The following is a 26,946-nucleotide window of genomic DNA, read 5'->3' as shown; positions in this document are numbered from 1 at the left end:
GGTGCTCACGCCCTGTCCGCGACGCGTTCGCCGACCAGGCCTTGTGGCCTGAACAGCAGTACGAGGATGAGGAGGACGAAGGCCCAGACGGAGGACCAGCCGCCGCCGCCGAGCTGCTGCATGCCGGGGATGCCGTCGATGTAGCTGGTGGCCATCGTTTCGGCGAGGCCGAGGACGAGTCCGCCGATCATGGCGCCGTAGATGTTGCCGATGCCGCCGAGGACGGCTGCGGTGAAGGCCTTGAGACCCATCTGGAAGCCCATGTCGTACTTCACCGTGCCGTAGCGCAGGCCGTAGGCGACGGCTGCGACGGCGGCGAAGAAGCCGCCGATGGCGAAGGCGATGACGATGATGCGGTTGGTGTCGATGCCCATGAGCTGGGCGGTGTCCGGGTCCTGTGCGGTGGCCTGCATGGCGCGGCCGGTGCGCGAGAGGCGGACGAAGAAGGCGAGGGCGGCCATGCAGATGGGGGCGGCGATGATGACGAAGACGGAGCCGCTCTGGATGCTGATGGAGCCGATGTGCCAGGGACCGAAGGGGAGTTGCGGGAAGTTGATGTCGGTCTTGGCGTCGGGGTACCAGTTGAAGACGGCCTGCTGGAGGGCGAGCGAGAGGCCGATGGCGGTGATCAGTGGTGCGAGGCGTGGTGCTCCGCGTAGTGGTCGGTAGGCGAAGCGTTCCGCCCCGACGGCGATGAGGACGGCGACGAGTCCGCCGCCTATCAGCATCGCTGGAAGGGCTATCCACATGGATGTGCCGTCGGGCAGGACGTAGAGGTAGACCGTGAGTGCGCCGAAGCCGCCGGTCATGAAGATCTCGCCGTGGGCGAAGTTGATGAGCTGGACGATGCCGTACACCATCGTGTAGCCGATGGCGATCAGCCCGTACATCGAGCCGAGGAACAGCCCGTTGGCCAGCTGCTGCGGCAGGGTGTTCACCGCATGGCCTCCATGTGGTGGGGAGAGTTGAGCAGGGCGTATGAAACGGGCCGCGCGGTGACGGGTGGTCTGGCCGCGCGGCCCTTGGGTGGTGCTAGCGGCAGGTGGAGATCAGCCGTTGAAGGTGCCGCTCTTGACGGCCTTCCACTTGCCGTCGACGACCTGGTAGACGGTGAGCTGCTTGTTGGTGGTGTCGCCGTACTCGTCGAAGGCGACCGGGCCGGCGATGCCGTCGAACTTGGTCTTCTGCACCTCGTCGACGATCTTGGCGCGGGCGTCGCTCGGGACCTTGCCGTCCTTCACGACGTTGCCGATGGCCTTGATGATGGCGGTGGCGGCGTCGTAGGAGTAGCCACCGTAGGTGCCGTAGTCGCCCTTGAGGCCGGAGGCCTTGTACTTCTTGATGAACTCGGCGGCGGTGGGCAGGGAGTCGACGGGCTGGCCGACGGAGGTGACGAGGTCACCTTCGGAGGTCTTGCCGGCGGTCTCGATGTAGGTCGGGGTGAACATGCCGTCACCGCCGAAGAGCGGGATCTTGGCTCCGCCGTCCTTGAGCTGCTTGGTGAGCTTCTCGGACTCGTCGTACTGGCCGCCGTAGTACACGAGGTCGGCCTTGGCGTTCTTGATCTTGGTGACGAGTGCCGAGAAGTCGGTGTCGCCGGTGTTGACGTGGTCCTGGCCCGCGACCTTTCCGCCCGCCTTGGTGAAGCCGGCCTTGAAGAGCTTGGCGAGGCCGGCGCCGTAGGTCTGCTTGTCGTCGACCACGAACACCTTGCGCTTCTTCAGGGTGTTGTAGGCGTAGTCGGCGGCGAAGCCGCCCTGGAGGGCGTCGGTGGTGGCGGTGCGGAAGTACGTCTTGAAGGGACGCGACTTCGACGTCTGCCAGTTCTTGCCCTGGGTGAGCTCGGGCGCCGTGTTGGACGGCGAGATCTCGACCAGGTTGGCCGTGGCGAAGACCTGCTGCATCTGGGTGGCGACGCCGGAGTTCAGCGGGCCGACGACACCGAGGACCTTGTCGTTCTGGACGAGCTGGGTGGCGTTCTGCTGGCCGGAGGCCGGGATCGCCTTGTCGTCGAGCGCCTGGACCTTGAACGTCACGCCGGGAACGGTGTTGTTCTTGTTGGCGTCGTCGACAGCGATCTGGACGCCGCCCTGGATGCCGAGGCCGGTGGCGGAGTTCTGACCGGTCAGCGGCGCGTCCACGCCGATGATGATCTCGGTCTTCTTGCTGCTCTTGCTGTCCCCGCTGTCGTCGCGCGAGCCGCAGGCGGTCAGCGTGAGTGCTCCCGTAGTGAGCACGGAGGTGAGTATGACCAAAGAACGCTGTCGCACGTTGAATCCTCTCCCTGGCGCGGCACCCCAGGGTGGGGGCCGTGAGTCTCGCCGGGCCGTACTGGGTGGTACAGGCCGTGCAGTAGACGCGCCCGGCGGCGCGGTGACTGGCCGTGACTATAAGCGCAGGTAGGGGGAGCTCACAGGGGCCTAAGGAAGGCTGTGACGCTCTTGTTATGCGGGGGATGTCCTGGTGGGCACAGAATGGGCAATTCGGGCATTTCAGGATGCAGTTGAGGGATGTCGCTACCTGTTCGCATCGTGAGAACGCCCTGTTCCGGTTCATGGGGCAGAGCGGGTTCGGATGTTGTGGCTGTGGGCTGGGACATTGCGTCGCACGCGGCGCGGAGGGTCGCGGGGCGTGAGCATTGCTTCATTACGGCAGAGGTAACCCACTGTTACCGGCGTGTGAGGCTGCGCCAGGTGTCCCGGTCGAGAGAAGTGGGCGCGGGGGAGGCCCTGTTGGGGAAGCAGGCGGCGCGCAGGTCGGCCCACAGGTCGCGCGGGTAGGTGCCGCCGAAGAGAAAGCTCTGCTGCTGCCGTGCGGTCCTGTTGCTGAGGAGCAGGTCGAGGTGGGGGAGGTCGAGGGCGGGTGGCAGGGCGGCGCACTTGTATACGGAGATGCGCACGGTGATCAGGCGGGGAGACCCGGCCTTCACTGTCAGTGGCAGCGGGGGTGTGGTGGTGGCGCCCAACTCGGGTAGTCCGGCGCCGACTTGGAGGACGGTGACGGGACTGCCGCGGGCGACGTCGATCTCGAACCGGTAGGTCGCGGAGGTGGGCCCGCGGCCCTTGTAGTGGAGAGTGGTGACGCCGGCGGGCCAAGGGTAGGGGGTCGGGGGGACCTGGGTGACCGGGCTCGGGCGCAGGGTGAAGAAGGCGCCGGTGGCGGCCGCGGCGACGATCAGGGCCTGCAGGAGGCGACGGCGAGAGCGGGGGAGCGCGGCCCAACGGGTGGTGGCGGGCGCGGATTTCGACCACAACAGGTCGGTCGGGGAGTCCTCGTGAGGGCCGTCGGTGTCATCGGGGTGGTACGGCTCGACGGGCCCGATGCCGGTCATGCTTCACGCTATGCCGGAGCGTGGGGCTCCGCCAATGCCCGCTCGCGCCCCCGGGCGCCGTGCGGCGGGTGCCCCGGCGCTGCGGGAGGCGGGCGAACTCCCGCACCGCGCACCGGGGAGCGGGTGCCCTTCGACGTCAGTGGGTGGGCGCGTCCTTGAGGACGCAGGTCAGGCGGGCGCTGCAGACGCGCTTGCCGTCCTCGTCCGTGATGGCGATCTCGTACGTCGCCGAGGTGCGCCCGCGGTGTACGGGTGTGGCCACGCCGGTGACCAGGCCGGAGCGCACTCCGCGGTGGTGCGTGCAGTTCAGGTCGACGCCCACGGCGATCTTGGAGCTGCCGCCGTGGAGCATGGCGGCGACGGAGCCGATGGTCTCGGCGAGGACGGCGGAGGCGCCTCCGTGCAGCAGGCCGTAGGGCTGGGTGTTGCCCTCCACCGGCATGGTGCCCACGACGCGGTCCGAGGAGGCCTCGACGATCTGCACGCCCATGCGGGCGCCGAGGTGGCCCGCGGAGAACAGCGCGGGCAGGTCGACGCCGAGCGCGGCGTACTCGTCGATGACCTCTTGCGGGAACTTCACGGTGTGCTGCTCGCCCATCGGGCCCGGCTCCGTTCGTCGTGGATCGCTTCGTCGTGGATCACTCTCACTGAGCAAACGCTCAGTCGGTTGCCGATTGTTCCAGACGTACGACGACGGACTTGCTGGCAGGGGTGTTACTGGTGTCGGCGGTCGCGTCCAGCGGGACGAGGACGTTTGTCTCCGGGTAGTAGGCGGCCGCGCAGCCACGCGCGGTCGGGTAGTGCACGACGCGGAAGCCGGGCGCACGCCGCTCGAGGCCGTCCGTCCACTCGCTGACCAGGTCGACGTAGGAGCCGTCCGAGAGCTTCAGCTCGCGCGCGTCCTCGGGGTTGACGAGCACGACCCGGCGACCGTTCCTGATCCCCCTGTAGCGGTCGTCCAGGCCGTAGATCGTGGTGTTGTACTGGTCGTGCGAGCGCAGGGTCTGGAGCAGCAGGCGGCCCTCGGGGAGCTTCGGGTATTCGACGGGAGCGGCCGTGAAGTTGGCCTTGCCGGTGGCCGTCGGGAAGCGGCGCTCGTCGCGCGGGGCGTGCGGGAGCGCGAAGCCCCCGGGGTGCGCCACGCGCGCGTTGAAGTCCTCGAAGCCGGGGATCACGCGCGCGATGCGGTCGCGGATGGTCGCGTAGTCCTTCTCGAACTCCTCCCATGGCGTGCGGGATTCGTGCCCGAGGACCCGGCGGGCGAGTCGGCAGACGATGGCCGGCTCGGACAGCAGCTGCCCGCTCGCGGGCTCCAGACGGCCGCGTGAGGCGTGCACCATGCCCATGGAGTCCTCGACGGTCACGAACTGCTCGCCGCTGCCCTGGAGGTCGCGCTCCGTGCGGCCGAGGGTCGGCAGGATCAGGGCACGCGCGCCCGTGATCGCGTGCGAGCGGTTCAGCTTCGTGGACACATGCACAGTGAGGCGGGCGCGGCGCATGGCCGCTTCGGTCACCTCGGTGTCGGGCGACGCGGAGACGAAGTTGCCGCCCATCGCGAAGAAGACCTTCGCCTCGCCGTCGCGCAGGGCGCGGATGGCTCGTACGACGTCGTAGCCGTGCTCGCGGGGCGGTGCGAACCCGAACTCCTTCTCCAGGGCGTCCAGGAAGGCGGGGGCGGGGCGCTCGAAGATGCCCATCGTGCGGTCGCCCTGCACGTTCGAGTGGCCGCGCACCGGGCACACGCCCGCGCCGGGGCGGCCGATGTTGCCGCGCAGCAGCAGGAAGTTGACGACCTCGCGGATCGTCGGCACGGCGTGCTTGTGCTGGGTGAGGCCCATCGCCCAGCACACGATGGTGCGCTCGGAGGCGAGGACCATGCGGAGGGCCTCGTCGATCTTCTCGCGGGTGAGGCCGGTAGCGGTGAGGGTCTCGTCCCAGTCGGCGGCGCGGGCGGCGGCCGCGAACTCCTCGTACCCGTGGGTGTGTTCGCCGATGAACTCCTCGTCGACGGCGCCTTCCGTGTCGAGGATGAGCTTGTTCAGCAGGCGGAAGAGGGCCTGGTCGCCGCCGAGGCGGATCTGCAGGAACAGATCGGTGAGGACGGCGCCCTTGAGCATGCCCTGGGGGGTCTGCGGGTTCTTGAAGCGTTCGAGGCCCGCCTCGGGCAGCGGGTTGACCGTGATGATCTTCGCGCCGTTCGCCTTGGCCTTCTCCAGGGCCGACAGCATGCGCGGGTGGTTCGTGCCGGGGTTCTGCCCGGCGACGATGATCAGGTCCGCCTTGTAGAGATCGTCGAGCAGGACGCTGCCCTTGCCGATGCCGATGGTCTCGGAGAGGGCCGACCCCGAGGACTCGTGGCACATGTTCGAGCAGTCCGGCAGGTTGTTCGTGCCGAGCTCGCGGGCGAACAGCTGGTAGAGGAAGGCGGCCTCGTTGCTCGTGCGCCCGGAGGTGTAGAAGAGGGCCTCGTCGGGGGAGCCGAGGCTCTTCAGGTCCTCGGCGACGATGTCGAAGGCGCGCTCCCAGGTGACCGGCTCGTAGTGGTCGGCGCCCTCGGGGAGGTACATGGGGTGTGTGAGGCGGCCCTGCTGGCCCAGCCAGTAGCCGCTGCGGGTCGCGAGGTCGGTCACCGGGTGCGCGGTGAAGAAGTCGGGGGTGACCCGGCGCAGGGTGGCCTCCTCGGCGACCGCCTTCGCGCCGTTCTCACAGAACTCCGCCGTGTGCCGGTGCTCCGGCTCGGGCCAGGCGCAGCCCGGGCAGTCGAAGCCGTCCTTCTGGTTGACACGCAGCAGGGTCAGCGCGGTGCGGCGCACACCCATCTGCTGCTGTGCGATGCGCAGGGTGTGCCCGATGGCGGGCAGCCCGGCCGCGGCGTGCTTCGGCTCGGCGACCTGCGGCGCGTCCTGAACCGGATCGCTTTTCGGCGGCTTGCTGGCCATCGCTGAACCCCTTCGCGTGCACACGTCCCCTGTACATATTCGATCCTCGCACGCGGCACCGACAACGACGGTGCCCGGTCCCGGGCGGTCCGCACTGTCAGTGCGCCGTGGCAGGATCGGGGGCGTGGCAGAAACAGCATCGAAGAAGACCGAGAAGAAGCCTGGCAGCGGCCGTCCGCGCCTCATGCTCATGGACGGGCACTCGCTGGCGTACCGCGCGTTCTTCGCGCTGCCCGCGGAGAACTTCACCACCGCGACCGGCCAGCCGACGAACGCCATCTATGGTTTCGCGTCGATGCTGGCGAACACGCTGCGCGACGAGGCGCCCACGCATTTCGCGGTGGCGTTCGACGTTTCCCGCAAGACATGGCGCTCCGAGGAGTTCACCGAGTACAAGGCGAACAGGTCGAAGACCCCGGACGAGTTCAAGGGGCAGGTCGAGCTGATCGGCGAGCTCCTCGACGCGATGCACGCCCAGCGGTTCGCGGTCGACGGCTTCGAGGCCGACGACATCATCGCGACCCTCGCCACGCGGGCCGAGGCCGAGGGCTTCGAGGTGCTGATCGTCACCGGTGACCGCGACTCCTTCCAGCTGGTCTCCGAGCACACGACGGTGCTGTATCCGACGAAGGGCGTCTCGGAGCTGACCCGGTTCACTCCGGAGAAGGTCGTCGAGAAGTACGGGCTGACGCCGGCGCAGTACCCCGACTTCGCGGCGCTGCGCGGCGACCCGTCCGACAACCTGCCGGGCATCCCCGGGGTCGGCGAGAAGACGGCCGCGAAGTGGATCAACCAGTTCGGTTCCTTCGCGGAGCTGGTCGAGCGTGCCGACGAGGTCAAGGGCAAGGCCGGGCAGAATCTGCGCGACCACCTGGAGGCGGTGAAGCTCAACCGCCGTCTCACCGAGATGGTGAAGGACGTGGAGCTGCCCAGGACGGTCGCGGACCTGGAGCGCGCGGCGTACGACCGCAAGGCCGTCGCGATGGTCCTGGACACCCTGGAGATCCGTAACCCGTCGCTGCGCGAGCGGCTCCTCGCCGTCGACCCGGGCACCGAGGAGGCCGAAGGGACGCAGCCTGTCGCCGCGGGCGTCGAGCTCGACGGTACGGTGCTGGGCGCGGGCGAGCTGCAGCCCTGGCTCGCCGAGCACGGCACGACGGTCCTCGGTCTGGCCACCGTCGACGCGTGGGCGCTGGGCACGGGCTCCGTGGCCGAGGTCGCGCTCGCCGCCGCCGACGGTGCGGCCGCGTGGTTCGACCCGTCGCAGCTGGACGAGGCCGACGAGAACGCGTTCGCGAAGTGGCTCGCCGACCCCAAGAAGCCCAAGATCATGCACAACGCCAAGGGCGCGATGCGGGTCTTCGCCGAGCACGGCTGGAGCATCGAGGGCGTGTCCATGGACACCGCGCTCGCCGCCTATCTGGTCAAGCCCGGGCGTCGCTCCTTCGCGCTGGACGCGCTGTCCCTGGAGTACCTCGGCCGGGAGCTGGGGCCCGCCGCCGCGGCCGACGGCCAGCTCGCCTTCGGCACCGACGAGCAGGCCGAGGCAGATGCGCTGATGGCGCAGGCCCGCACGATCCTCGACCTGGGCGAGGCGTTGGGCGAGAAGCTGACGGAGGTCGGCGCGGCCGACCTGCTCCGCGACATGGAACTGCCCACGTCCACGCTGCTGGCCCGCATGGAGCGGCACGGCATCGCGGCGGACAAGGCCCACCTGGAGGCCATGGAGCAGATGTTCGCGGGCGCCGTGCAGCAGGCGGTGAAGGAGGCGCACGCGGCCGCAGGGCACGAGTTCAATCTGGGCTCGCCCAAGCAGCTTCAGGAAGTCCTCTTCGGCGAGCTGGCCCTGCCGAAGACGAAGAAGACGAAGACGGGCTACACGACGGACGCGGACGCGCTGGCGTGGCTCGCGACGCAGACCGAGAACGACCTGCCGGTGATCATGCTCCGCCACCGCGAGCAGGCGAAGCTGCGTTCCACGGTCGAGGGCCTGATCAAGACGATCGCGGCGGACGGCCGCATCCACACGACGTTCAATCAGACGGTGGCGGCGACCGGCCGCCTCTCCTCCACGGACCCGAACCTGCAGAACATCCCGGTCCGTACGGACGAGGGCCGCGCCATCCGGCGCGGTTTCGTGGTCGGCGAGGGCTTCGAATCCCTCATGACCGCCGACTACAGCCAGATCGAACTGCGCGTCATGGCCCATCTGTCAGAGGACGAGGGCCTGTTGGAGGCGTTCACCTCCGGCGAGGACCTGCACACCACCGTCGCCTCCCAGGTGTTCTCCGTGGAGCGGTCCGCGGTCGACGCGGAGATGCGGCGCAAGATCAAGGCGATGTCGTACGGCTTGGCGTACGGGCTGTCGGCCTTCGGCCTCTCCCAGCAGCTGAACATCGACGCGGGTGAGGCGCGGGCGCTGATGGACACCTACTTCGAGCGCTTCGGAGGCGTACGGGACTATCTGCGCCGCGTGGTCGACGAGGCGAGGGCGACGGGCTACACGGCGACGCTCTTCGGCCGCCGCCGCTACCTGCCGGACCTCAACAGCGACAACCGCCAGCGCCGCGAGGCGGCCGAGCGCATGGCCCTCAACGCCCCGATCCAGGGCACGGCGGCGGACATCGTCAAGATCGCCATGCTGAACGTGGACCGTGCGCTGCGCGAGGCGGGCCTCAAGTCCCGCATGCTCCTCCAGGTCCACGACGAAATCGTCCTGGAGATCGCCCCGGGCGAGCGTGCCAAGGCCGAGGAACTCCTCCGCCACGAAATGGCGTCCGCCGTCGACCTCCGGGCTCCCCTGGACGTGTCCATCGGCTCGGGCACGGACTGGGAGTCGGCGGCGCACTAGCCTGCGGCGCACCAGCCTCCGGCGGCTGGGCGGCTCCCGCCGAAGGGACTTGTCTGCGGGCGGGGAGGCACTGTCCTCCGGCCCGCGCTTCAGGGGCCCGGCACCGCAGGGTGCCGGGCCCCTGCGTGTCCGCCCGCGATGGCGCTGGTCGGCGACAACCTTCACGGCGCTGGTCGGCGAGAGCCTCCACGGCGCTCGGCGGTGCCGAACCGGTCGGAAGCCCTGGGGCCGCCCGCGGGGCGAGCGTCGTCCAGCCGGGCCGGGAAAACCGGGCCCCGCCCCAAAGGCGGTCTGCGGGGCGTGCCCCATCTCGGCTTGGTCGGAGGTGAGCCTTTGGCACCTGGGGCGGTCTGCGGGGCGTGCCCCATCTCGGCTTGGTCGGAGGTGAGCCTTTGGCACCTGGGGCGTTCTGCGGGGCGTGCCCCATCTCGGCTTGGTCGGAGGTGAGCCTTTGGCACCCGGGGCGTTCTGCGGGGCGTGCCCCACCTCGGCTTGGTCGGAGGTGAGCCTTTGGCACCCGGGGCGGTCTGCGGGGCGTGCCCCACCTCGGCCTGGCCGGAGGCGAGCCCCTGGCACCCGGGGCCGCCCGCGGGGCAAGCCCCACCCGGGCCGAGCCGGAGAGCGCAGGCCCGCCGTCCCCGCCCAACCCCCGGAGGGAACCGTCACCCGCGTGGCCCCCGCAAAGGCGCCCCCCGCCCAGAGGGGCCGTAAGGATGCGGGCATGGGCATACGCACGCTCCACTGCCGCACGGCCATGGCCACCGCCGTCGTCCTCGCGGCCACAGCTGTCGTCTCGGCGCTTCTCGCGCCGACATCCGCGGTCGCCGCGGAAGCCGGCACCGCTCAGGTGCCCGCGGCCTGCCGCTCCACCCGTGACCCCGGCCTCGCCGCCCGGCTGTCCCGTGACATCCATGCGGCGCTGTCGTCCCGCCAGGGCACCGTCTCCGTGGCGGTCAGCGACGACGACACCGGCCTGACCTGCGCCCTCGCGAGCGAACGGCAGTACGACTCGGCGAGCATCGTCAAGGTCGTGATCATGGAGGGCACCCTGCGGCGGGCGGAGGAACTCGGCCGCTCACTCACCGACTGGGAACTGGCCAACATCCGCCCCATGATCACCAGGTCGGACAATGCGTCCGCCCGGCGGCTGTGGGCCGATCTCGGGCACGCCTACCTCGGTCGCCTCCTCGCCCGCGTCGGGACGTCCGGGACCCTGCTCGGCCCGGACGGCTACTGGGGCCTGACCCGCACCACGGCCGCCGACCAGATGCGGCTTCTGGACGTCCTCACCAACGCCCGCTCGTTCCTGAAGACCCGCGCCTACGGCCTGAAGCTGATGAGCCAGGTCCGCAGCGATCAGCGCTGGGGGGTGCGTGCCGGCATGCCGAAAGGCCTCAAGGCCCAGGTGAAGAACGGCTGGCTGCCCCGGGCGACTCACGGCTGGCGGGTGCACAGCGTGGGCGCGTTCACGGGCCCCCACCGCACGTACCGCATCGTCGTCCTGTCGCACGACAACCCGACGATGGCGTACGGGGTCCGCACCATCGAGCGCATCGCGCAGGCCGTGCACCGCGGTCTGAACCCGGGACGCGGCGTGATCCAGAGTCCCACCCCGGAGCGCGTGATCAGCGAGAAGTCGGACGGCTCGGCTCCCTACGAGCCGCTGCCGGGCTGGGACGAGCAGGAGCCGGACGCCACACCCTGACCCCCACGGCATACAGCCCGAGGCCGAGCACCAGGCCCGCGCCCGCGCCGAAGCACAGGGGCGGGATCAACTCCCACGGCTTCGCGCGGGAGCCCCAGTAGGCCCACCAGCGCGAAGCCCGCTGCACCGCGCCCACGAGCGCGCAGCACCCGAGAACGCCAGCCGCCAGCCACCGGTCGGAGGCGGACAGCACCGGCACCCCCACGGGTGCGCCGGAGGACGTCCGGCGCAGCGCGACGACCACGAAGACCGCGATCACGACGGCCGCCACCGCCGAACTCCCGTACTGCGCGTACAAGAACACCGGCGTGCCCCCGACGTCCCGCCCCAGCACGGGGAACAGCCGCACTCCCCATCGGTCGTGATGCGTGAACGCGTCCCACACGACATGCGTCAGCGCGCCGAGCACAGCGGAGCCGTACCACCACAAGGCCGTCGATGTACGCGGGCGTCGGCGTGGCGCCCCGCAGCGCAGCAGCCGTGCCGGACGCCCCTGCCGGGTCGGCGGCAGCAGTGCCACCAGGGGCTCGCGCAGCACCAGCCAGGCGCCCACGAGTGCCCACGCGACGAGCACGTCGAAGGTGAACACGCCGGTGAACGAATGCGTGAAGGCGCCGAACTCCATCGCCCCGGGCAGCACACTCGCCGCGTAATAGGTCATGTCGGGAGCGAACGAACCGGCCACGAGAACGGCGGGAACCAGGCGGCCACGACCGCTTCCGTCACCGCGCACGGCGGGCAGTACGGCCGCCGCATGGCTGAGAGTGAAGGGCAAGTCGTCCCCCTGCGGCTGAGGTTGGGCGGTTATGTCCGCTCCGCTGATCGCTGACGCCCAGTATGAGGGGCGTGTGAAAACAGCTGAGTGAGTCACTCGCAGACGGCGTTTCGCGCACCATCACACATGGTCAACCGGTGAATACCGGGCGCGAACGGGTGCCCGGGCGATGGAAGTTGTCGTAGGGTCACCTGGGTCGCCGTGCCGGGAAGCACGGTCGAACACCAGCAGGAAGCACACGACGAAGCGCGGAAGCGGTCGTCCACGGGAGGGGTTCACTCAATGGCGGCGCATTTCGGCAGGAGGCTGCGCAAGGGGGCGGCTACCACCGCCGTGGCCGCGGCCGCGGTCGCGGCCCTGTCCGCGTCCCAGGCCCCGGGAGTGACCACCGACGATCACGGCAGACAGACGACCGGCGCCGAAGCCGCACCGGACGCGAGCGGCGACGACACCGCGACCGGCAACTCGCGCTACTACACCGACCTGCCGCCGCTCGACAGCCCGAGCCCGGCGCCGACCATAGGCACGCCCGTTTCCAGGGGTGACACCGAGGCGGGCATTCCGGCGACCGTCCTCGACGCCTACAAGAAGGCCGAGGCGTCCCTGCGTACGTCCAAGCCGGGCTGCAACCTGCCCTGGCAGCTCCTCGCCGCCATCGGCAAGGTCGAGTCGGGCCAGGCCCGCGGCGGTCGTGTGGACGCGAGCGGCACGACGTACTCGCCGATCCTCGGCCCGGTCCTCAACGGCAACGGCTTCGCGAACATCAGCGACACCGACAACGGCGTGTACGACGGTGACTCCACGCACGACCGCGCGGTGGGGCCGATGCAGTTCATCCCCTCCACCTGGGAGTGGGCGGGCCGCGACGGCAACGGCGACGGCAAGAAGGACCCCAACAACATCTACGACGCGGCGCTCGCGGCCGGCCACTACCTCTGCCGGTTCGACCACGACATGTCGGTCCAGTCGCAGATGAATGCCTCGATTCTCAGCTACAACAACTCGACGGCGTACCTGAACACGGTCCTGTCGTGGCTGGAGTACTACCGCAAGGGCAGCCACGAGGTGCCGGACGGTACGGGAACGCTGCCTTCGCGCAACAGCGACGAGAACTCCGGGGCGAGCCCCAGCCCGACGCCGCCCGTGCCTTCGACGCCGAGCCCGAAGCCGAGCACTCCCAAGCCGGGCGACGGCGGGTCGAGCAGCCCCAGCCCGGACCCGTCCACCCCGTCCACCCCGTCGACGCCGTCGCCGAGTCCGACGCCGCCCATCCCCACGGAGACCGTGGACCACCTGGAGGACGCGGGCACCGGGAAGCTCACGGCGACGGCGGGCGACACGTTCGCCGAGAAGGTCGCGGTACGGACCGAGACCGAGGCCGGCAAGGCGGTGGCGAAGGTCCGGGTGCGGTTCATGATCGTCGGCGACGACACGGACGCCACCTTCACCGGGGGCGAGACCGTCGCCACGGTCGTCACCAACAGCACGGGTACGGCCACCGCGCCCGCGCTCGTCGCCGGCGAGAAGACCGGCGACTTCACGGTGCGCGCCACCGTCGTCGGCCGCGTCATGGCCGGGCTCGACTACGTGGCGACCGTCACCCCGCGCCAGGCCGACACCCTCACCCGCACCAGCGACACCGCGCTGACCTGCGTGCCGGGCGGCGAGTTCGCCGACCAGGTCGAGGTGAAGGCCACTTACAAGGGCGCCGTCGCGGACAAGGTCGCGGCCACCGCGACGCTCATCAAGTCGGCGGACGACGCGACCGAGAACGACAAGGGACCGTACTTCAAGGACGCGGACGGCAAGACCGTACGCACCCTCACGGACCTCACCACGGACGCCGACGGTGCGCTCAAGCTCCCGAAGCTGTACGCGGACGACACCACCGGCACGTTCCTGCTCCGTATCGACACCACGGGCGGCGCGACGCTGACCGTGGAGCTGAAGGTGGCGGCAGCCACCTCGTAGTCCGTACGCGCGTCCAGGGCGCTCCTCCGCTTCCGGGCGGACGAGCGCCCTCGTCCATGTGTGCAACGTGTTCTCATCTCGGCCCGCCGTTGCTACGGTGCCGGACCTGACGAACTATCAGTTCCTGGCTCTCGGGAGGCCGCATGCGTGCACTCATCGCCGCCGCGATCGGTCTCGCCGTGGCGCTCGCCCTGGTGCTGACCATCACGGCCATGGGCTCACCGGCTGGAAAGACGTCACCGAAGCCGCTGCTGACCACTGTGCCCGAACACCCGTAGCAAGTGCCCCGCACCCGTACCCCGTGCCCGCACGCCCGTAACTCCCAGGGAGGGACGCCGAGATGCGCCGCAAGGCAAGCCTGATCCTGCTCGCCTTCGCCGTGTTCTTCACGGCGCTGTCCCCACTGCTGCGCTGGTACGCCTTCCCGCGCCTGGCGAAGATCCCCGCCAACCAATACCAGGACATGGTCCTGGAGGCGAAGGACGCGACCCTCCTCGACTACGGCACCATGAAGGCCAGGAAGGTCCCCAAGGTCACCGTGGTACAGACCCTCAAGGGCAACGTCGAAGCCTCCGAGAAGATCGAGAAGACCGCGGGCCGGGACGTCGTCGTCTGGGACTCCCTCTCCTACATTCAGGGCCCCGACGGCAAGATGGTCTCCAAGATCCCCGAGCGCTACATCTTCGACGCGCACAGCCAGGAACCCGTCCACGCCACGGGCGAGATGGTCGACGGCGACCCCGTCACACGCGAGGGCATCGAGTTCAAGTGGCCCTTCATGACGGAGAAGCGGGACTACGAGTACTTCGACATGCAGACCCGCACCACCCACCCCATCCACTACAAGGGCACCCAGAGCTTCCGCGGAGTCAAGGTCTACTACTTCGAGCAGACCATTCCCTGGACCAAGGTCCACTTCCCGAAGGCCATGCCCGTCAAGGGCATCACCCAGGAGTCGCTCGCCAAGACAGGGACGACCATCTGGTACACGACGGTCCGCAAGTTCTGGGTGGAGCCGGTCACCGGGGCGCCCGTCTACGGCGAGGAGATTCACAAGGAGGAACTGCGCGGCGGGACCCTGCTGGGCGGCCGTGACAAAGTGACCGCCTTCTCCGGGCGCGTGAAGATGCGCGAGGACTACATCAAGCACACGGTCGACCTGGTCAAGTCGAACCGCACCCTGGTCCTCCTGATGACCTCGTATCTCCCCTGGGGCTTCCTGCTCCTGGGCGCCGGTCTGCTGTCGCTGTCGTTGTACCTGGAGGCCCGCAGCCGCAGGCCCGGCGATCCGGCGCCGACTCAGGCCGCGGAACCCGAGCCTGTCACCGCCTGAGCCTGGCGTTGGTGTGCCGGGTGGGCTCGGCGGTGGCCGGGTCCTCGGGCCAGGGGTGCTTGGGATAGCGCCCGCGCAGTTCGGCCCGCACGGCCTTGTAGCCGTCCCTCCAGAACGAGGCGAGGTCGGCGGTGACGGCGGCGGGCCGTCCTGCGGGGGAGAGCAGATGCACGAGCACCGGCACACCGGCGGCGCGGGGAGTCTCGGCCAGCCCGAACATCTCCTGCAGCTTCACCGCCAGTACGGGACGTTCAGGATCCTGGTAGTCGATCCGGATTCTGGACCCACTCGGCACCTCGATCCGTTCCGGCGCGAGCTCGTCGAGCCGCGCGGCATCGCCGGTGGCCCATGGAAGCAGCCGGCCGAGCCCCTGACCGACATCGATCCTCCCCAGGTCGGCCCGCCGACGCGCCCGCCCGAGCTCCGGCTCCAACCATTCCTCCACGCGCGCGTGGAGGGCGTCGTCGCGCACGTCGGGCCAAGGAGCACCCAGGTGGTGGTACAGAAAGGCGAGCCGCTGCCGCAGCAGCTTCGCGTCCCGCGTCCACCGCAGCAGCCCGAGCCCCTCCTCCCGCAGCCCCTCCAGAAGAGCCTCTCGTACGAGCCCGGAGTCGGTGTCCTTCATCGCGCGCACTGCCAGCTCCACGGCCCCCAGTCGCTCCACCCGCCGCGCAACGACGTCCCCGCCGGCCCAGTGGACCTCGGCGCCCTCGGCATACAGGCTCCCCGCGGCCCGACGCGCCGTCTCCTCGTCGATGGCGGCGCCGAGCCGCACACGGGCGTGCCCGGCGCCCACGGGCCGATCCGCCACCGCCACGGCGAGCCAGGGCGCCCCGCGCAGCCCCGAGCCGTCCCCGAGCTCGGCCCGGGTCCCGGAGGCCATCAGATACGAGCCGCCTTGCGCTCGCGCGACCCGCTCGGGGAAGGCGAGGGCAGCGACGAGACCCACGACGCGGTCGTCCCCGGCGCTCGCCCGCCCACCCGTCACGGTGGAGGCGGGCGTGGAAGGCGCGTCGGCTGTCTCTGTGCCGGTAGAGGCGCCGGCCCGCAGGCGCCGGGCCTCCGCACGCCAGCGACCGGCGTAGGCGTCCCTCCCACGCCGGGCGGCACGCCACGCCGCGGCGAGGTCGTCGCCGTACTCCCGAGGCGGCTCCTCGCTCAAGAGGGCGACGACCTCGGAGGCCCGCTCCGCACCGACCGAGGGCGCCGCGTCCAGCAGCGCCCGGGCCAGCCGCGGGTGCAACCCGAGCCGGGACATTCGCGCACCCCGTTCCGTGGCCCGCCCGGCGGAATCCACCGCACCGATGGCCGACAGAACCGAGCGCGCCGCGGCCATCGCCCCACCCGGCGGCGGGTCGAGGAGTGCGAGCCCCGTCGCCTCCGGGTCGCCCCAGCAGGCCGCCTGGAGGGCGAACGCCGTCAGGTCGGCCACCTTGATCTCCGGCGCGGGGAAACGGGCCAGACGCGCGTCCTCGGCCTCCGCCCAGCACCGGTACACCGCTCCCGGCGCCTCACGCCCGGCACGCCCCGCCCGCTGCCGCCCCGCCGCCTGCGAGGCCCGTACGGTCGTCAGCGCGCTCAGCCCGCGCGCGTGGTCCACCCGCGGCTCCCGCGCGAGCCCGGAGTCGACGACCACCCGTACTCCGGGAACCGTCAGCGACGACTCGGCCACCGCGGTCGCGAGGACCACCCGGCGCCGTACACCCGGCGACAGCACCGCGTCCTGCACGGGGGCCGGCGCCCGTCCGTGCACCTGAAGGACGTCGATCTCGCCGAGGTCCCCCAGCTGCCCGGCGACCCGCGCGATCTCCCCGACGCCGGGCAGGAAGCACAGCACGTCCCCCTCGCGCTCGGCCAGCGCCCGCCGCACCACCGACGCCACATGTGTCAGCAGCGCCGGGTCCACCCGCATCCCGTGCGGCGGCCGTACCGGGCGTACCGGCGGCGCCCACACCACCTCGACCGGATGGGAGACTCCCTGCGCCTCGACCACCGGTGCGTCGCCCAGCAGCCGGGCCCACCCCTCGGCGTCCGTCGTCGCGGACGCGGCCACCAGTCGCAGCTCGGGGCGGAGAGCGGCCCGTACGTCCAGCAGAAAGGCGGCCACCGTGTCGGCGTCCAGATGTCGCTCATGGCACTCGTCGAGCACGATGACGTCGACGCCCGCCAGCTCCTGGTCCCGCTGGAGCCGCTGCAGCAGGACACCGGTCGTGACGACCTCCACGCGCGCGCGGCGGCCGACGACCCGCTCCCCGCGCACGGTGTAGCCGACGCTCTCGCCGACCTTCTCGCCGAGCAGCCACGCCATCCGCCGCGCGGCGGCCCGGGCGGCGATCCGCCGCGGCTCGGCGACGACGACCCGGCGCAGCGGCCGCCCGTCCTCCAGCAGACCGGCGAGCGCCAGCGGGACGAGGGTCGTCTTGCCGGTGCCGGGCGGCGCCACGAGCACCGCGCTGCCGCCGCCCTCCAGGGCGTCGTTCAGACCGGGCAGCGCGCCGCGTACGGGCAGCAGGTCCAGGGCGTCGAAACGGATCACGCCCCCAGTCTCGTACGAGCGTCAAACCAGTCCCGTACGCGCGTCGAAATGCCCTGTCGCGCGCGTGCGCGTGCGGGCCGCCACGCGCACGCGCGCGACAAAGAAAGAGGGGCGCACGCACGCGTGGGCCCCTCTCTTTCCGTGCGTTCAGTCCCGCTCGCAGCTTTCCGTGCGTTCAGTCCCGCTCGCAGACGAAGATCGCCGTCCCCGGGATCAGATTCCCGCGCAGCGGGGACCAGCCGCCCCACTCCTGGGTGTTCCAGGCGGGCCACTCCGGCTCGACGAGGTCGACCAGGCGGAACCCGCCGGCCACGACGTCGCGGACGCGGTCGCCGATCGTCCTGTGGTGCTCGACGTACATCGCGCGGCCCTCTTCGTCCTGCTCCACATAAGGAGTGCGGTCGAAGTAGGAGGCGGCGACGCTCAGCCCTTCGGGGCCGGGCTCGTCCGGGAACGCCCAGCGGATCGGATGCGTCACCGAGAAGACGAAGCGGCCCCCGGGGCGCAGCACCCGGCGTACCTCCCGCAGGACGCGGACCGGGTCGGCGACGAACGGCAGCGCGCCGTAGGCCGAGCACGCGAGGTCGAAGGAGCCGTCGGCGAACGGCAGGGCGCCCGCGTCCGCCTCCACGAGCGGCACGGAACCGCCGATGCGCAGCGCGTGCTGGAGCTGGCGGTGGGAGAGGTCCAGGGCCACCGGACGCGCCCCCTGGCCGGCCAGCCAGCGCGAGCACTGCGCCGCGCCGGCGCCGATCTCCAGGACGTCCTTGCCCTTCAGGTCCTCCGGTGGGCCGAGCAGCTCGGCCTCCACCTCGTCGAGACCCTCGGGTCCCCACACGAAACGGTCGTCTCCGAGGAACGTGCCGTGCTCGATCTGGTACTCGTCCGCGTTCCGGTCCCACCAGCCGCGACTGGCGCGGGAACTCTCCGTGACGCCCGCGTCGCGTCGGGTGGCTTCGGGTTCGAACGGTTCGGGCTCTTGGATGATCGGCTCCCTCGTCGTACTCTTCCGTCCAACCCGTCTCGGGGATGTCACGACAGAGGCGCGCTACGGCACGCGTGGCCCCATGAGACAGGTCTTGTGCCGGGTATGCGGCGATCCGCCCCGGGTGTGCGCCTTCGCGCATTGACCCTGCCCGGCTGCCCCCGTATGCTACAAGTTGCGCTGCGGGCCTGCGCTCCTCAGACGTAGCAGGCTGCGCTCGCATCTGTATGTATGTCCCCTCGGTTTTCGAGGCGCCACTGGGATGTGTTTGAAAAAACACCGTCCAGGCTGGGCGCTTCCTTGGCTGTCCGGCCTTCTGCAGAGCGAAACGGGCTCCCGGCGTAAGCAGTACCTACGACTCACCGTCCGTACCGGAGCCCTTTCCCACATGACGAGCAGCACCGAGACCACCGCCACCACCCCGCAGGTTGCGGTCAACGACATCGGTAACGAGGAAGCCTTCCTCGCCGCGATCGACGAGACGATCAAGTACTTCAACGACGGCGACATCGTCGACGGCGTCATCGTGAAGGTCGACCGGGACGAGGTCCTGCTCGACATCGGTTACAAGACCGAAGGTGTCATCCCGAGCCGCGAGCTCTCGATCAAGCACGACGTCGACCCGAACGAGGTCGTCGCCGTCGGTGACGAGATCGAAGCCCTTGTTCTCCAGAAGGAGGACAAGGAAGGCCGCCTGATCCTCTCGAAGAAGCGCGCCCAGTACGAGCGCGCCTGGGGCACCATCGAGAAGATCAAGGAAGAGGACGGCATCGTCACCGGTACCGTCATCGAGGTCGTCAAGGGTGGTCTCATCCTCGACATCGGCCTCCGTGGCTTCCTGCCGGCTTCCCTCGTCGAGATGCGCCGTGTCCGCGACCTCCAGCCCTACGTGGGCAAGGAGCTCGAGGCCAAGATCATCGAGCTGGACAAGAACCGCAACAACGTGGTCCTGTCCCGCCGCGCCTGGCTGGAGCAGACCCAGTCCGAGGTTCGCCAGACGTTCCTCACCACCCTGCAGAAGGGTCAGGTCCGCTCCGGCGTCGTGTCCTCGATCGTCAACTTCGGTGCCTTCGTGGACCTGGGTGGCGTCGACGGTCTCGTGCACGTCTCCGAGCTCTCCTGGAAGCACATCGACCACCCCTCCGAGGTTGTCGAGGTCGGCCAGGAAGTCACCGTCGAGGTTCTCGACGTCGACATGGACCGCGAGCGCGTCTCCCTGTCGCTCAAGGCGACGCAGGAAGACCCGTGGCAGCAGTTCGCCCGTACGCACCAGATCGGTCAGGTCGTCCCGGGTAAGGTCACCAAGCTCGTTCCGTTCGGTGCGTTCGTCCGCGTGGACGAGGGCATCGAGGGTCTGGTCCACATCTCCGAGCTGGCCGAGCGCCACGTGGAGATCCCGGAGCAGGTCGTCCAGGTCAACGACGAGATCTTCGTCAAGGTCATCGACATCGACCTCGAGCGCCGCCGCATCAGCCTCTCGCTGAAGCAGGCCAACGAGTCCTTCGGTGCCGACCCGGCCTCGGTCGAGTTCGACCCGACGCTGTACGGCATGGCCGCGTCGTACGACGACCAGGGCAACTACATCTACCCCGAGGGCTTCGACCCCGAGACCAACGACTGGCTCGAGGGCTACGAGACCCAGCGCGAGGCCTGGGAGCACCAGTACGCCGAGGCGCAGCAGCGCTTCGAGCAGCACCAGGCGCAGGTCATCAAGTCCCGCGAGGCCGACGCCCAGGCGGCGGCCGAGGGCGGCGACGCGGGTGCGGCTCCGGCCGCCGCCGGCGGCGGCGGTTCGTACTCCTCGGAGTCGGACGACACCTCCGGCGCCCTGGCGTCGGACGAGGCCCTCGCCGCGCTTCGCGAGAAGCTCGCGGGTGGCCAGAGCTGAACCGTGTAGTTTCCGCTAGGCAGTAGCTGGTCGGTGGGCCGTACCCCTTGTGGGGGTGCGGCCCACCGCTCCTTTGTTTCACTCCTCGGGTTCGCGGGGGCTGATCGTGCAGCGTCCCGCGCCTCTGCGGGGCGCTCCTGCGGACGACGCTATGGAGTGACCGTGATGTTGGTGAGGCCCCTGCCTCCCGTCACCGTGTTCGTCGCATGAACCGTCGTCCTGCAGCTCGCGCCGTAGTTGGTCACGTTGATCGCGAGCTGCTGGTCGCCGGTCGTGCCCGTCAGGTCCGAGGTGTTGGAGCGGAACACCGTGCCGCAGCCCCAGCCGGACTGCTGGGTGTGGGTCTGGTAGCCGTCGTTCGTCGTGGACGTGCCCTTGTTGTTCTCCACGAGGACGTCGTTGCCCTTCACATCGACCCAGGAGTCGTCGTAGTTGGCGCCGGTGAGGCCGCTGCCGTCGAAGGTGTTGCCGGTGATGAGGGCGCCGGTGGTGCCCTCCTTGATGTCGACGTTCTCCCCGCCCACGTCCGGGCCGATCGTGTTGCCGGTGATCTGGATGCGGTCGCTCTTGTCGGAGGTTCCGCCGGCGGTTCCGACGTACACGCCCTCGCCCATGCCACGGCCGTCGTTGCCGGTGTCGTAGATCTTCGAGTTCTTGATCACGCCGTCCGTGCTGGAGTTGCGGAAGTGGACGCCCTCCATGTCGAGTCCGTGGACGGTGACCGTGTCGACGACTACCCCCTTCGCCGAGTCGATCATGATGCCTTTCTGTCCGCCGGTGATGGTGAGGCCCTGGACCGTCCAGTACGCGGCGCCGTTGAGATGGAGTCCGTAGCCGCCGCTCGCCTTGAGGACGGCCTTCGAGGATCCGGTGAGGGTGATGCGGGAGCCGGAGCTCGCCGCCGTCGACGCCTTGAAGTTGCCCGTGTACGTGCCGTCGGTGAGGTGGATCGTGTCGCCGGGGGATGCCGAGGTGAGCGCGGACTTCAGCTGGGCGGCGGTGGAGACCTCGATGACCTGGGCGGCCTCGGCCGGGGGAGCGGTCAGGGCTGCGCCGACCGTGGCTGCCGTCGCGGCGAGCAGCGGGACGAGGAGCGTGCGCCGGATACGCATGTGGGGGACCTTCCCGTCGGTTCGCATAGAAGCGTGTTCTTGTACATGAACGCCGGGTATCCATATGAACGTAGGGGTGCCGCATGTTCGCGTCAAGGTCTGGACCGGTCCGGGTGTGCGGGGAGGGAAACGTGGCAGATATACGAGTAACTCCAGCGCTGTAACAGGTCGTTGCCAGGATCCCCGGATCATTCAAAATCGTGAGGGGAGCCGAAGTCATGGCAGCACAGCGACGATCCACCGACGCGAGCCGGCGCACCTTTCTCCGCACTGTGGATCTCACCGGTGGTGCGGGCGCGATGTTCGCCACCATGGGGGCCCTCGGCCTCGCGCCCACCGCGCAGGCCGCAGGACGTGAACAGCCCTTCCGTGCACTGTGGTAGCCGTCGGTGGATGCCCGGACAGCCCTTTGCAGATGACTCGGCATCCGTCCACGGATGTCCTTCCAGCCGCTCGTGGTGGCTGAGAAGTCGGTAAGAGGCGGTGGCGCGGAGCGCGGGCGGGAATGCCCGCGCTCCGCATCACGTTGTGGAGTACGAACACGAGGAGGAGCGGTCACAGTGCTTGATCCGCAGGGTTTGTACGCATGGGAGCCGAAGGGCTTGGCCGTTGTCGACGTGGCGCTCGCCCAGGAGTCGGCAGGTCTCGTCATGCTCTACCACTTCGACGGATACATCGACGCGGGCGAGACCGGCGACCAGATCGTCGACCGGCTGCTCGACTCGCTGCCCCACCAGGTCGTGGCCCGCTTCGACCACGACCGGCTCGTGGACTACCGGGCCCGGCGTCCGCTGCTGACGTTCAAGCGCGACCGCTGGACCGAATACGAAGAGCCCACGCTCGACGTACGCCTCGTGCAGGACGCGACGGGGGCGCCCTTCCTGTTGCTGTCCGGCCCCGAGCCGGACGTGGAGTGGGAGCGCTTCGCCGCCGCCGTCCAGCAGATCGTGGAGCGGCTCGGCGTCCGCCTTTCCGTGAACTTCCACGGCATCCCCATGGGCGTTCCGCACACGCGCCCCGTGGGCCTCACCCCGCACGGCAACCGCACCGAGCTGGTGCCCGGCCACCGCAGCCCCTTCGACGAGGCGCAGGTGCCCGGAAGCGCCGAGTCCCTCGTCGAGTACCGCCTCATGGAGGCCGGACACGACGTCCTGGGCGTCGCCGCGCACGTGCCGCACTACATCGCCCGTTCCCCGTACCCGGACGCCGCGCTGACCGTCCTGGAGTCCATCACGGCCGCGACCGGCCTGGTGCTCCCCGGCATCGCGCACGCGCTGCGTACGGAAGCACACCGCACGCAGACGGAGATCGACCGCCAGATCCAGGAGGGCGACGAAGAGCTCGTCTCCCTCGTCCAGGGCCTTGAGCACCAGTACGACGCCGCGGCGGGCGCCGAGACGCGGGGCAACATGCTCGCGGAACCGGTGGACATCCCCTCGGCGGACGAGATCGGCTTGGAGTTCGAGCGGTTCCTGGCGGAGCGCGAGGGCGACGCCTAGCCTGGTTCCGGGGCTCCCTGTCGAAGGGCCTGTCAGTGGCAGGCCCTAAGCTGCTTGGCATGCTGAAGGTGGGCCTGACCGGTGGTATCGGCGCCGGCAAGAGCGAAGTGTCGCGGCTGCTCGTCGAGCACGGCGCGGTGCTGATCGACGCGGACAGGATCGCGCGGGAGGTCGTCGCGCCCGGAACTGCCGGGCTCGCGGCGGTCGTCGACGCCTTCGGCGAGGACGTGCTCGCACCGGACGGCAGCCTGAACCGGCCCAAGCTGGGCTCGATCGTCTTCGCCGACCCGGAGAAGCTCGCCGTCCTCAATTCGATCGTGCACCCCCTGGTGGGCGCCCGCTCCCGCGAACTCGAAGACGCCGCCTCCGAAGAGGCCGTCGTCGTACACGACGTGCCCCTGCTCGCCGAGAACGGCCTCGCCCCGCTGTACGACCTCGTGATCGTCGTCGACGCAAGCCCCGAAACGCAGCTCGACCGCCTCCTACGGCTGCGCGGCATGACCGAGGACGACGCCCGCGCCCGCATGGCCGCCCAGGCCCCGCGCGAGAAGCGCCTGGAGATCGCGGACATCGTCATCGACAACGACGTACCGCTGGAGGAGTTGGAGCGGCGCGTACGGAAGGTATGGGCCGAGCTCGTCCGTAGGGCGCGTCGGCCCCAGGAATAGCAGCCCCCTGCGGGGGCGTTGAACCCTTGCAGTGAGGGAAGGACTCTGCCGTGCCCGAGACCAGCGGTTCGACCGGACGTACTCCGGAGACGCATGTCATCGACTTCCGTGCCGCCGAGCAACTGCTTGCCGCGCGGGACCCGCGGGGCGCGGTGAAGCTGCTCGACTCAGTCATCGCCGCGCATCCGGAGAACACGGCAGCCCGGCTGCTTCGCGCGCGTGCCTTCTTCGCCGCCGCGCAACTGCGCCCCGCCGAGCTGGAGTTCACGATCGTCCTGGAGCGCGAACCGGACAACGCGTTCGCGCACTTCGCGCTCGCCCGCACCTATGAGCGCCAGCGCCGCCCCGAGCAGGCGAAGCGGCACTTCAGGCTGGCGGCTGCGCTCGACCCGAAGCCGCAGTACCTGGAAGCGGCGCGCTTCGAGACGTGACGCTCGGCTAAGGGTGCCGGTGCTGCCTCGGCCGGTACGGCGGGAGGCGGCTCTCCGGCGGCGAGTAGGGCGGAACGTCGGGGCCCGGCTGGTAGTGCGGCCCCTGGTGGATGTGCCGCAGGATCATGGTCATGTCCACGGTGACGATCAGCCACAGCACGCCGCATGCTGCCGCCCATCCGGGCCGCCCGGCCAGGGCAAACGCGGCCGTCCCGAAGATCGCCCAGATCAGACCCCACAGGCTCAGCCAGAAACGCAGCCGCAGAGCACTGCGCGCTGTCGTCGGTTCACTGCCCGTACGCATCAGGATCACTACTCCTACTGGGAAACGTACTCTTCGTGGTGCACGTTCACCATGGGAGAGCGGTCGGACCGCCGACCGACGGGGGGAGGCGACGGTGCTGCTGGAGGCACTGCGGGCGGACGCGAGGCTCGCGGAGTGGCTGAAGGACCTGGAGAGCGAGGGCACGCCCCGGGTGGAAGCGGTGCTTCCGGACGCGGACGAGCTGCCCGACGTCCTGCTCGACCTGACCGTGGCCCACGAGCACATCAATGAACTCGTCGCGCTGCGTGCCCGGTTGGCGGCGGACCCGGAGGCGATGACGCTCCTCGCGCGCTGCGTCGGACGCTTCGTACGGGACATGGGGGAGATGGGCAAGGGCTGGGAGCCGCCCGCGTTCCCCGCGTCGACGGGGGCGCTCGGGCGCTGCTTCCATGTGTACGTCTTCATCGCGGCGCTTCCGTATGTGCGCGCCTATCACCAGGAGCGCGGCGTCCCGGAGGACGTGTCCCGGCGCACCCTCGCCGACCTCGGCCGGCATGTGGCCGTGCACCACAGGCGGGTCGGTTCGCCGGGGTTGCTGTTCCCCTGGTGGATCGCCCTGCACTTCCACGGCGAGCTTTTCCAGCTGGGCCGACTGCAGTTCCAGCGGGCGCGACTGGGCCGGCACACGGGTGGCGCCGTCGCGGCGGCGGGCCTGGGCCTGGGCCCCGGCGACCCCTGCCTGAGCCTGCACATCGCCGACTTCCGCGGCCCCCTGTCGCCCACCGCCTGTGACCGGTCGCTCGCGCTGGCACGGGAGTTCTTCGCCCGCCACTACCCCGACGAGCGCCACGAAGTCGCCGTGTGCCACTCCTGGCTGCTCGACCCGCAGCTCAAGCGGTATCTGTCGGCCGACTCCAACATCATCCGCTTCCAGGACCGCTTCGAGACCGCGTACGAGGAGAGGATCCCTGACGACGGGGTGCCCGTCGGCTTCGTCTTCGGCGATCCCGGGCTGCCGGTGGACGAACTGCCCCGGCGCAACAGCGTCGAGCGGGCGGTGGGTGACCATCTGCGCGCGGGCGGGCACTGGTACGGGGGACAGGGATGGTTCGCACTGTAGCGCGCCACTCGAACGAGTGAATGGGTGCGGGGTGGGAACGGGCCGATGAGGGCGGCCCGTTGGACGGATATGAGGATCGAGAAGCGTCAAGGACACGAGGGAACCGGACCCGGCAGCATCACACCGGACGGCTGCGCGGTCGAGCTCTACGCGCGCCTGCCCATCGGGGGCGAGCCGGACATCATCACCGCGGCGGTGCCCGCGGGCGCGCACATTCTGGAACTGGGCAGCGGGGTCGGACGGATGACTCACCCGCTCCTGGAGCGCGGGTTCACGATCACGGCCGTGGACGAGTCCGCCGAGATGCTGGCGCGGGTGCGCGGAGCGCGCACGATACCCAGCACGATCGAGGACCTCGACCTGGGCGAGACGTTCGACGTCGTCATGCTCGCGTCCTTCCTCGTCCACACCGGGGACCCCGCGGTGCGCCGAGCGTTCTTGCAGACATGCGCGCGCCATGTGGCGGAGGACGGCTGCGTGTTGATCCAGCGCGAGGGGGAGGACTATCACACGAACGTGCCCCGCGAGCGGGTCGACCCCTCCGGCTTCACCCTACGGATCGTGTCGACGGAGCCCGTGGGCGACGGGGTGAACTCCGTCCATGCGGAGTACGAGTTCCCCGACGCCACCTGGACCCAGACCTTCCGGGCGCGGCCCCTGACGAAGGACGAGTTCGAGGGGGCGCTGGGGGAAGCGGGACTGAGGGTGGATCGGTACTTGACGAAGGACGGGGTGTGGGTGAGGGCGGTGAAGGGGTGAGCTGTGTGGTGACGGGCTGATTGGCGGGATGAGGGCTGTGCGTCGACGGGCTGACTGGCGAGGTGAAGGCTGTGCGTTGACGGGCCGAACCATTTGGCCAGGGCCGGGATCATCCAGCCCGTCCGGCGTTTGGAGGACGAGCGCGAAGCGCGATACGGGGGGTCTGGGGGGCGGAGCCCCCCAGGTACGGGACGGGCAGGGGCGGAGGGGGCGAAACAAATCCCGTCCCGCGCCGATGAGTTCCGCCCGTCCGCCCGGTCTACCTCTGTGAAAGCAACGGCTACCGCTCACACAGGAGACCCCCATGTCCGACACCACCGCTCCCGTCACGGCCGTGTCCCCTGCCGCCCCCGCGACCGGCACCTCCCGCGCTCGCCGCGCCCGTATCTCCCTGACTGCCCTGCAGATCGTCCTCGGCCTCTTCTACGCGATCGCGAGCGCGCTGCCCAAGCTGATCGCGCACCCGTCGGCCGTGGAGTCCTTCGACAAGCTCGGCTGGGGCCACACGGGCATGTACATCATCGGCGCACTCGAACTCGCCGGAGGTATCGCCCTGCTGGTCCCGCTGCTGGACTCCGTGGCGGCGGTGGCGCTCAGCGCACTGATGGTCGGCGCGTTCATCGTGAACGTCACCGTCATCCACGGCCCGTACGTGGCGACCCCACTGATCCTGATTCTGCCGCTCGCCCTGATCGCGTGGGCCCGGCGGAGTCACACCACGGACCTGCTCCGCCTGGTGCGCCGACGGTCGTGACGGCCGTAGGCCGTGCAAGGCGGA

23 protein-coding genes are annotated in these 26,946 nt (G+C 70.0%); 13 read left to right on the top strand and 10 right to left on the bottom strand.

Translation table 11 applies throughout. The features are described from left to right. Positions 1-5: 5 nt before the first annotated feature. From OG390_RS13115 to OG390_RS13095, 5 genes are all read right to left on the bottom strand, one after another. Entirely contained in the window at positions 6-938 is a 933-nt protein-coding gene (locus OG390_RS13115) for a branched-chain amino acid ABC transporter permease (RefSeq protein ID WP_406167670.1), read from the bottom strand. A gap of 111 nt (positions 939-1,049) precedes the next feature. After that, on the bottom strand, positions 1,050-2,270 hold the full coding sequence (locus tag OG390_RS13110; RefSeq protein ID WP_406167668.1) for a branched-chain amino acid ABC transporter substrate-binding protein: 1,221 nt from the start codon (positions 2,268-2,270) through the stop codon (positions 1,050-1,052). Positions 2,271-2,668: 398 nt separating this feature from the next. Further along, positions 2,669-3,331 (bottom strand): hypothetical protein, encoded by a 663-nt coding sequence (locus OG390_RS13105; protein WP_406167666.1) that lies wholly within the window; start codon positions 3,329-3,331, stop codon positions 2,669-2,671. A gap of 136 nt (positions 3,332-3,467) precedes the next feature. Continuing rightward, the gene (locus OG390_RS13100; protein WP_406167665.1) at positions 3,468-3,929 is read right to left on the bottom strand and encodes a PaaI family thioesterase; all 462 of its coding nucleotides are present in this window, start codon (positions 3,927-3,929) and stop codon (positions 3,468-3,470) included. Between the two features lie 61 nt (positions 3,930-3,990). Further along, the gene (locus tag OG390_RS13095; protein ID WP_406167663.1) at positions 3,991-6,270 is read right to left on the bottom strand and encodes an FdhF/YdeP family oxidoreductase; all 2,280 of its coding nucleotides are present in this window, start codon (positions 6,268-6,270) and stop codon (positions 3,991-3,993) included. A gap of 124 nt (positions 6,271-6,394) precedes the next feature. Here OG390_RS13095 and polA point away from each other — a divergent pair, with 124 nt between their 5' ends. Then, positions 6,395-9,121, top strand: coding sequence for a DNA polymerase I (gene polA / locus OG390_RS13090; protein WP_406167661.1), 2,727 nt, complete (start codon positions 6,395-6,397; stop codon positions 9,119-9,121). A 721-nt stretch (positions 9,122-9,842) separates the two neighbouring features. Further along, positions 9,843-10,826 (top strand): serine hydrolase, encoded by a 984-nt coding sequence (locus OG390_RS13085; RefSeq protein ID WP_406167659.1) that lies wholly within the window; start codon positions 9,843-9,845, stop codon positions 10,824-10,826. Here OG390_RS13085 and OG390_RS13080 read toward each other — a convergent pair. Continuing rightward, on the bottom strand, positions 10,747-11,601 hold the full coding sequence (locus OG390_RS13080; protein ID WP_406167657.1) for a DUF4184 family protein: 855 nt from the start codon (positions 11,599-11,601) through the stop codon (positions 10,747-10,749). The genes OG390_RS13085 and OG390_RS13080 overlap by 80 nt on opposite strands. 282 nt (positions 11,602-11,883) lie before the next feature. On the opposite strand from OG390_RS13080, the gene OG390_RS13075 reads away from it, so the two are divergent. The 3 genes from OG390_RS13075 to OG390_RS13065 all read left to right on the top strand — a co-directional run bounded on the left by OG390_RS13075 (position 11,884) and on the right by OG390_RS13065 (position 14,905). After that, positions 11,884-13,572 (top strand): lytic transglycosylase domain-containing protein, encoded by a 1,689-nt coding sequence (locus OG390_RS13075; protein ID WP_406167655.1) that lies wholly within the window; start codon positions 11,884-11,886, stop codon positions 13,570-13,572. A 143-nt stretch (positions 13,573-13,715) separates the two neighbouring features. Continuing rightward, entirely contained in the window at positions 13,716-13,850 is a 135-nt protein-coding gene (locus OG390_RS13070) for an SPW_0924 family protein (RefSeq protein WP_399077904.1), read from the top strand. A gap of 62 nt (positions 13,851-13,912) precedes the next feature. Then, positions 13,913-14,905 carry a DUF3068 domain-containing protein gene (locus OG390_RS13065; RefSeq protein WP_406167653.1) on the top strand — a complete coding sequence of 331 codons (993 nt, stop codon included), beginning with the start codon at positions 13,913-13,915 and terminating at the stop codon, positions 14,903-14,905. Here the strand turns inward: OG390_RS13065 and hrpB are convergent. Both hrpB and OG390_RS13055 read right to left on the bottom strand, forming a co-directional pair. Continuing rightward, positions 14,895-17,441 carry an ATP-dependent helicase HrpB gene (gene hrpB, locus OG390_RS13060; protein WP_406167651.1) on the bottom strand — a complete coding sequence of 849 codons (2,547 nt, stop codon included), beginning with the start codon at positions 17,439-17,441 and terminating at the stop codon, positions 14,895-14,897. The genes OG390_RS13065 and hrpB overlap by 11 nt on opposite strands. 175 nt (positions 17,442-17,616) lie before the next feature. After that, positions 17,617-18,477, bottom strand: coding sequence for a class I SAM-dependent methyltransferase (locus tag OG390_RS13055; RefSeq protein ID WP_406167649.1), 861 nt, complete (start codon positions 18,475-18,477; stop codon positions 17,617-17,619). A 337-nt stretch (positions 18,478-18,814) separates the two neighbouring features. Here OG390_RS13055 and rpsA point away from each other — a divergent pair, with 337 nt between their 5' ends. Further along, entirely contained in the window at positions 18,815-20,314 is a 1,500-nt protein-coding gene (rpsA, locus tag OG390_RS13050; RefSeq protein WP_399077896.1) for a 30S ribosomal protein S1, read from the top strand. Positions 20,315-20,463: 149 nt separating this feature from the next. Here the strand turns inward: rpsA and OG390_RS13045 are convergent, their stop codons facing one another. Further along, positions 20,464-21,426 (bottom strand): right-handed parallel beta-helix repeat-containing protein, encoded by a 963-nt coding sequence (locus OG390_RS13045; protein WP_406167647.1) that lies wholly within the window; start codon positions 21,424-21,426, stop codon positions 20,464-20,466. A 218-nt stretch (positions 21,427-21,644) separates the two neighbouring features. On the opposite strand from OG390_RS13045, the gene OG390_RS13040 reads away from it, so the two are divergent. The 4 genes from OG390_RS13040 to OG390_RS13025 all read left to right on the top strand — a co-directional run bounded on the left by OG390_RS13040 (position 21,645) and on the right by OG390_RS13025 (position 24,024). Next, positions 21,645-21,809, top strand: a complete 165-nt coding sequence (locus tag OG390_RS13040; protein ID WP_406178364.1) for a hypothetical protein — start codon at positions 21,645-21,647, stop codon at positions 21,807-21,809. Positions 21,810-21,986: 177 nt separating this feature from the next. Further along, entirely contained in the window at positions 21,987-22,925 is a 939-nt protein-coding gene (locus OG390_RS13035) for a PAC2 family protein (protein WP_406167645.1), read from the top strand. A gap of 59 nt (positions 22,926-22,984) precedes the next feature. Continuing rightward, positions 22,985-23,593, top strand: a complete 609-nt coding sequence (gene coaE / locus OG390_RS13030) for a dephospho-CoA kinase (RefSeq protein WP_406167643.1) — start codon at positions 22,985-22,987, stop codon at positions 23,591-23,593. A gap of 50 nt (positions 23,594-23,643) precedes the next feature. Next, entirely contained in the window at positions 23,644-24,024 is a 381-nt protein-coding gene (locus OG390_RS13025) for a tetratricopeptide repeat protein (protein ID WP_399077888.1), read from the top strand. 7 nt (positions 24,025-24,031) lie between these two features. Here the strand turns inward: OG390_RS13025 and OG390_RS13020 are convergent, their stop codons facing one another. Beyond that, positions 24,032-24,328 carry a DUF6343 family protein gene (locus tag OG390_RS13020; protein WP_406167641.1) on the bottom strand — a complete coding sequence of 99 codons (297 nt, stop codon included), beginning with the start codon at positions 24,326-24,328 and terminating at the stop codon, positions 24,032-24,034. Positions 24,329-24,422: 94 nt separating this feature from the next. Between OG390_RS13020 and OG390_RS13015 the strand changes: the two genes are divergently transcribed. From OG390_RS13015 to OG390_RS13005, 3 genes are all read left to right on the top strand, one after another. Continuing rightward, positions 24,423-25,409 (top strand): acyltransferase domain-containing protein, encoded by a 987-nt coding sequence (locus OG390_RS13015; protein WP_406167639.1) that lies wholly within the window; start codon positions 24,423-24,425, stop codon positions 25,407-25,409. 69 nt (positions 25,410-25,478) lie between these two features. Further along, positions 25,479-26,168 carry a class I SAM-dependent methyltransferase gene (locus OG390_RS13010; protein ID WP_406167637.1) on the top strand — a complete coding sequence of 230 codons (690 nt, stop codon included), beginning with the start codon at positions 25,479-25,481 and terminating at the stop codon, positions 26,166-26,168. Positions 26,169-26,472: 304 nt separating this feature from the next. Beyond that, positions 26,473-26,922, top strand: a complete 450-nt coding sequence (locus OG390_RS13005) for a DoxX family protein (RefSeq protein ID WP_406167635.1) — start codon at positions 26,473-26,475, stop codon at positions 26,920-26,922. The last annotated feature ends 24 nt before the right edge of the window (positions 26,923-26,946 follow it).

The sequence above is a fragment of the Streptomyces sp. NBC_00996 genome (assembly GCF_045162675.1).
In the GTDB taxonomy this organism is placed as follows: domain Bacteria; phylum Actinomycetota; class Actinomycetes; order Streptomycetales; family Streptomycetaceae; genus Streptomyces.
Note: the sequence above shows the minus strand (reverse complement) of the source record. Positions and strands in the feature narration are given on the sequence as shown.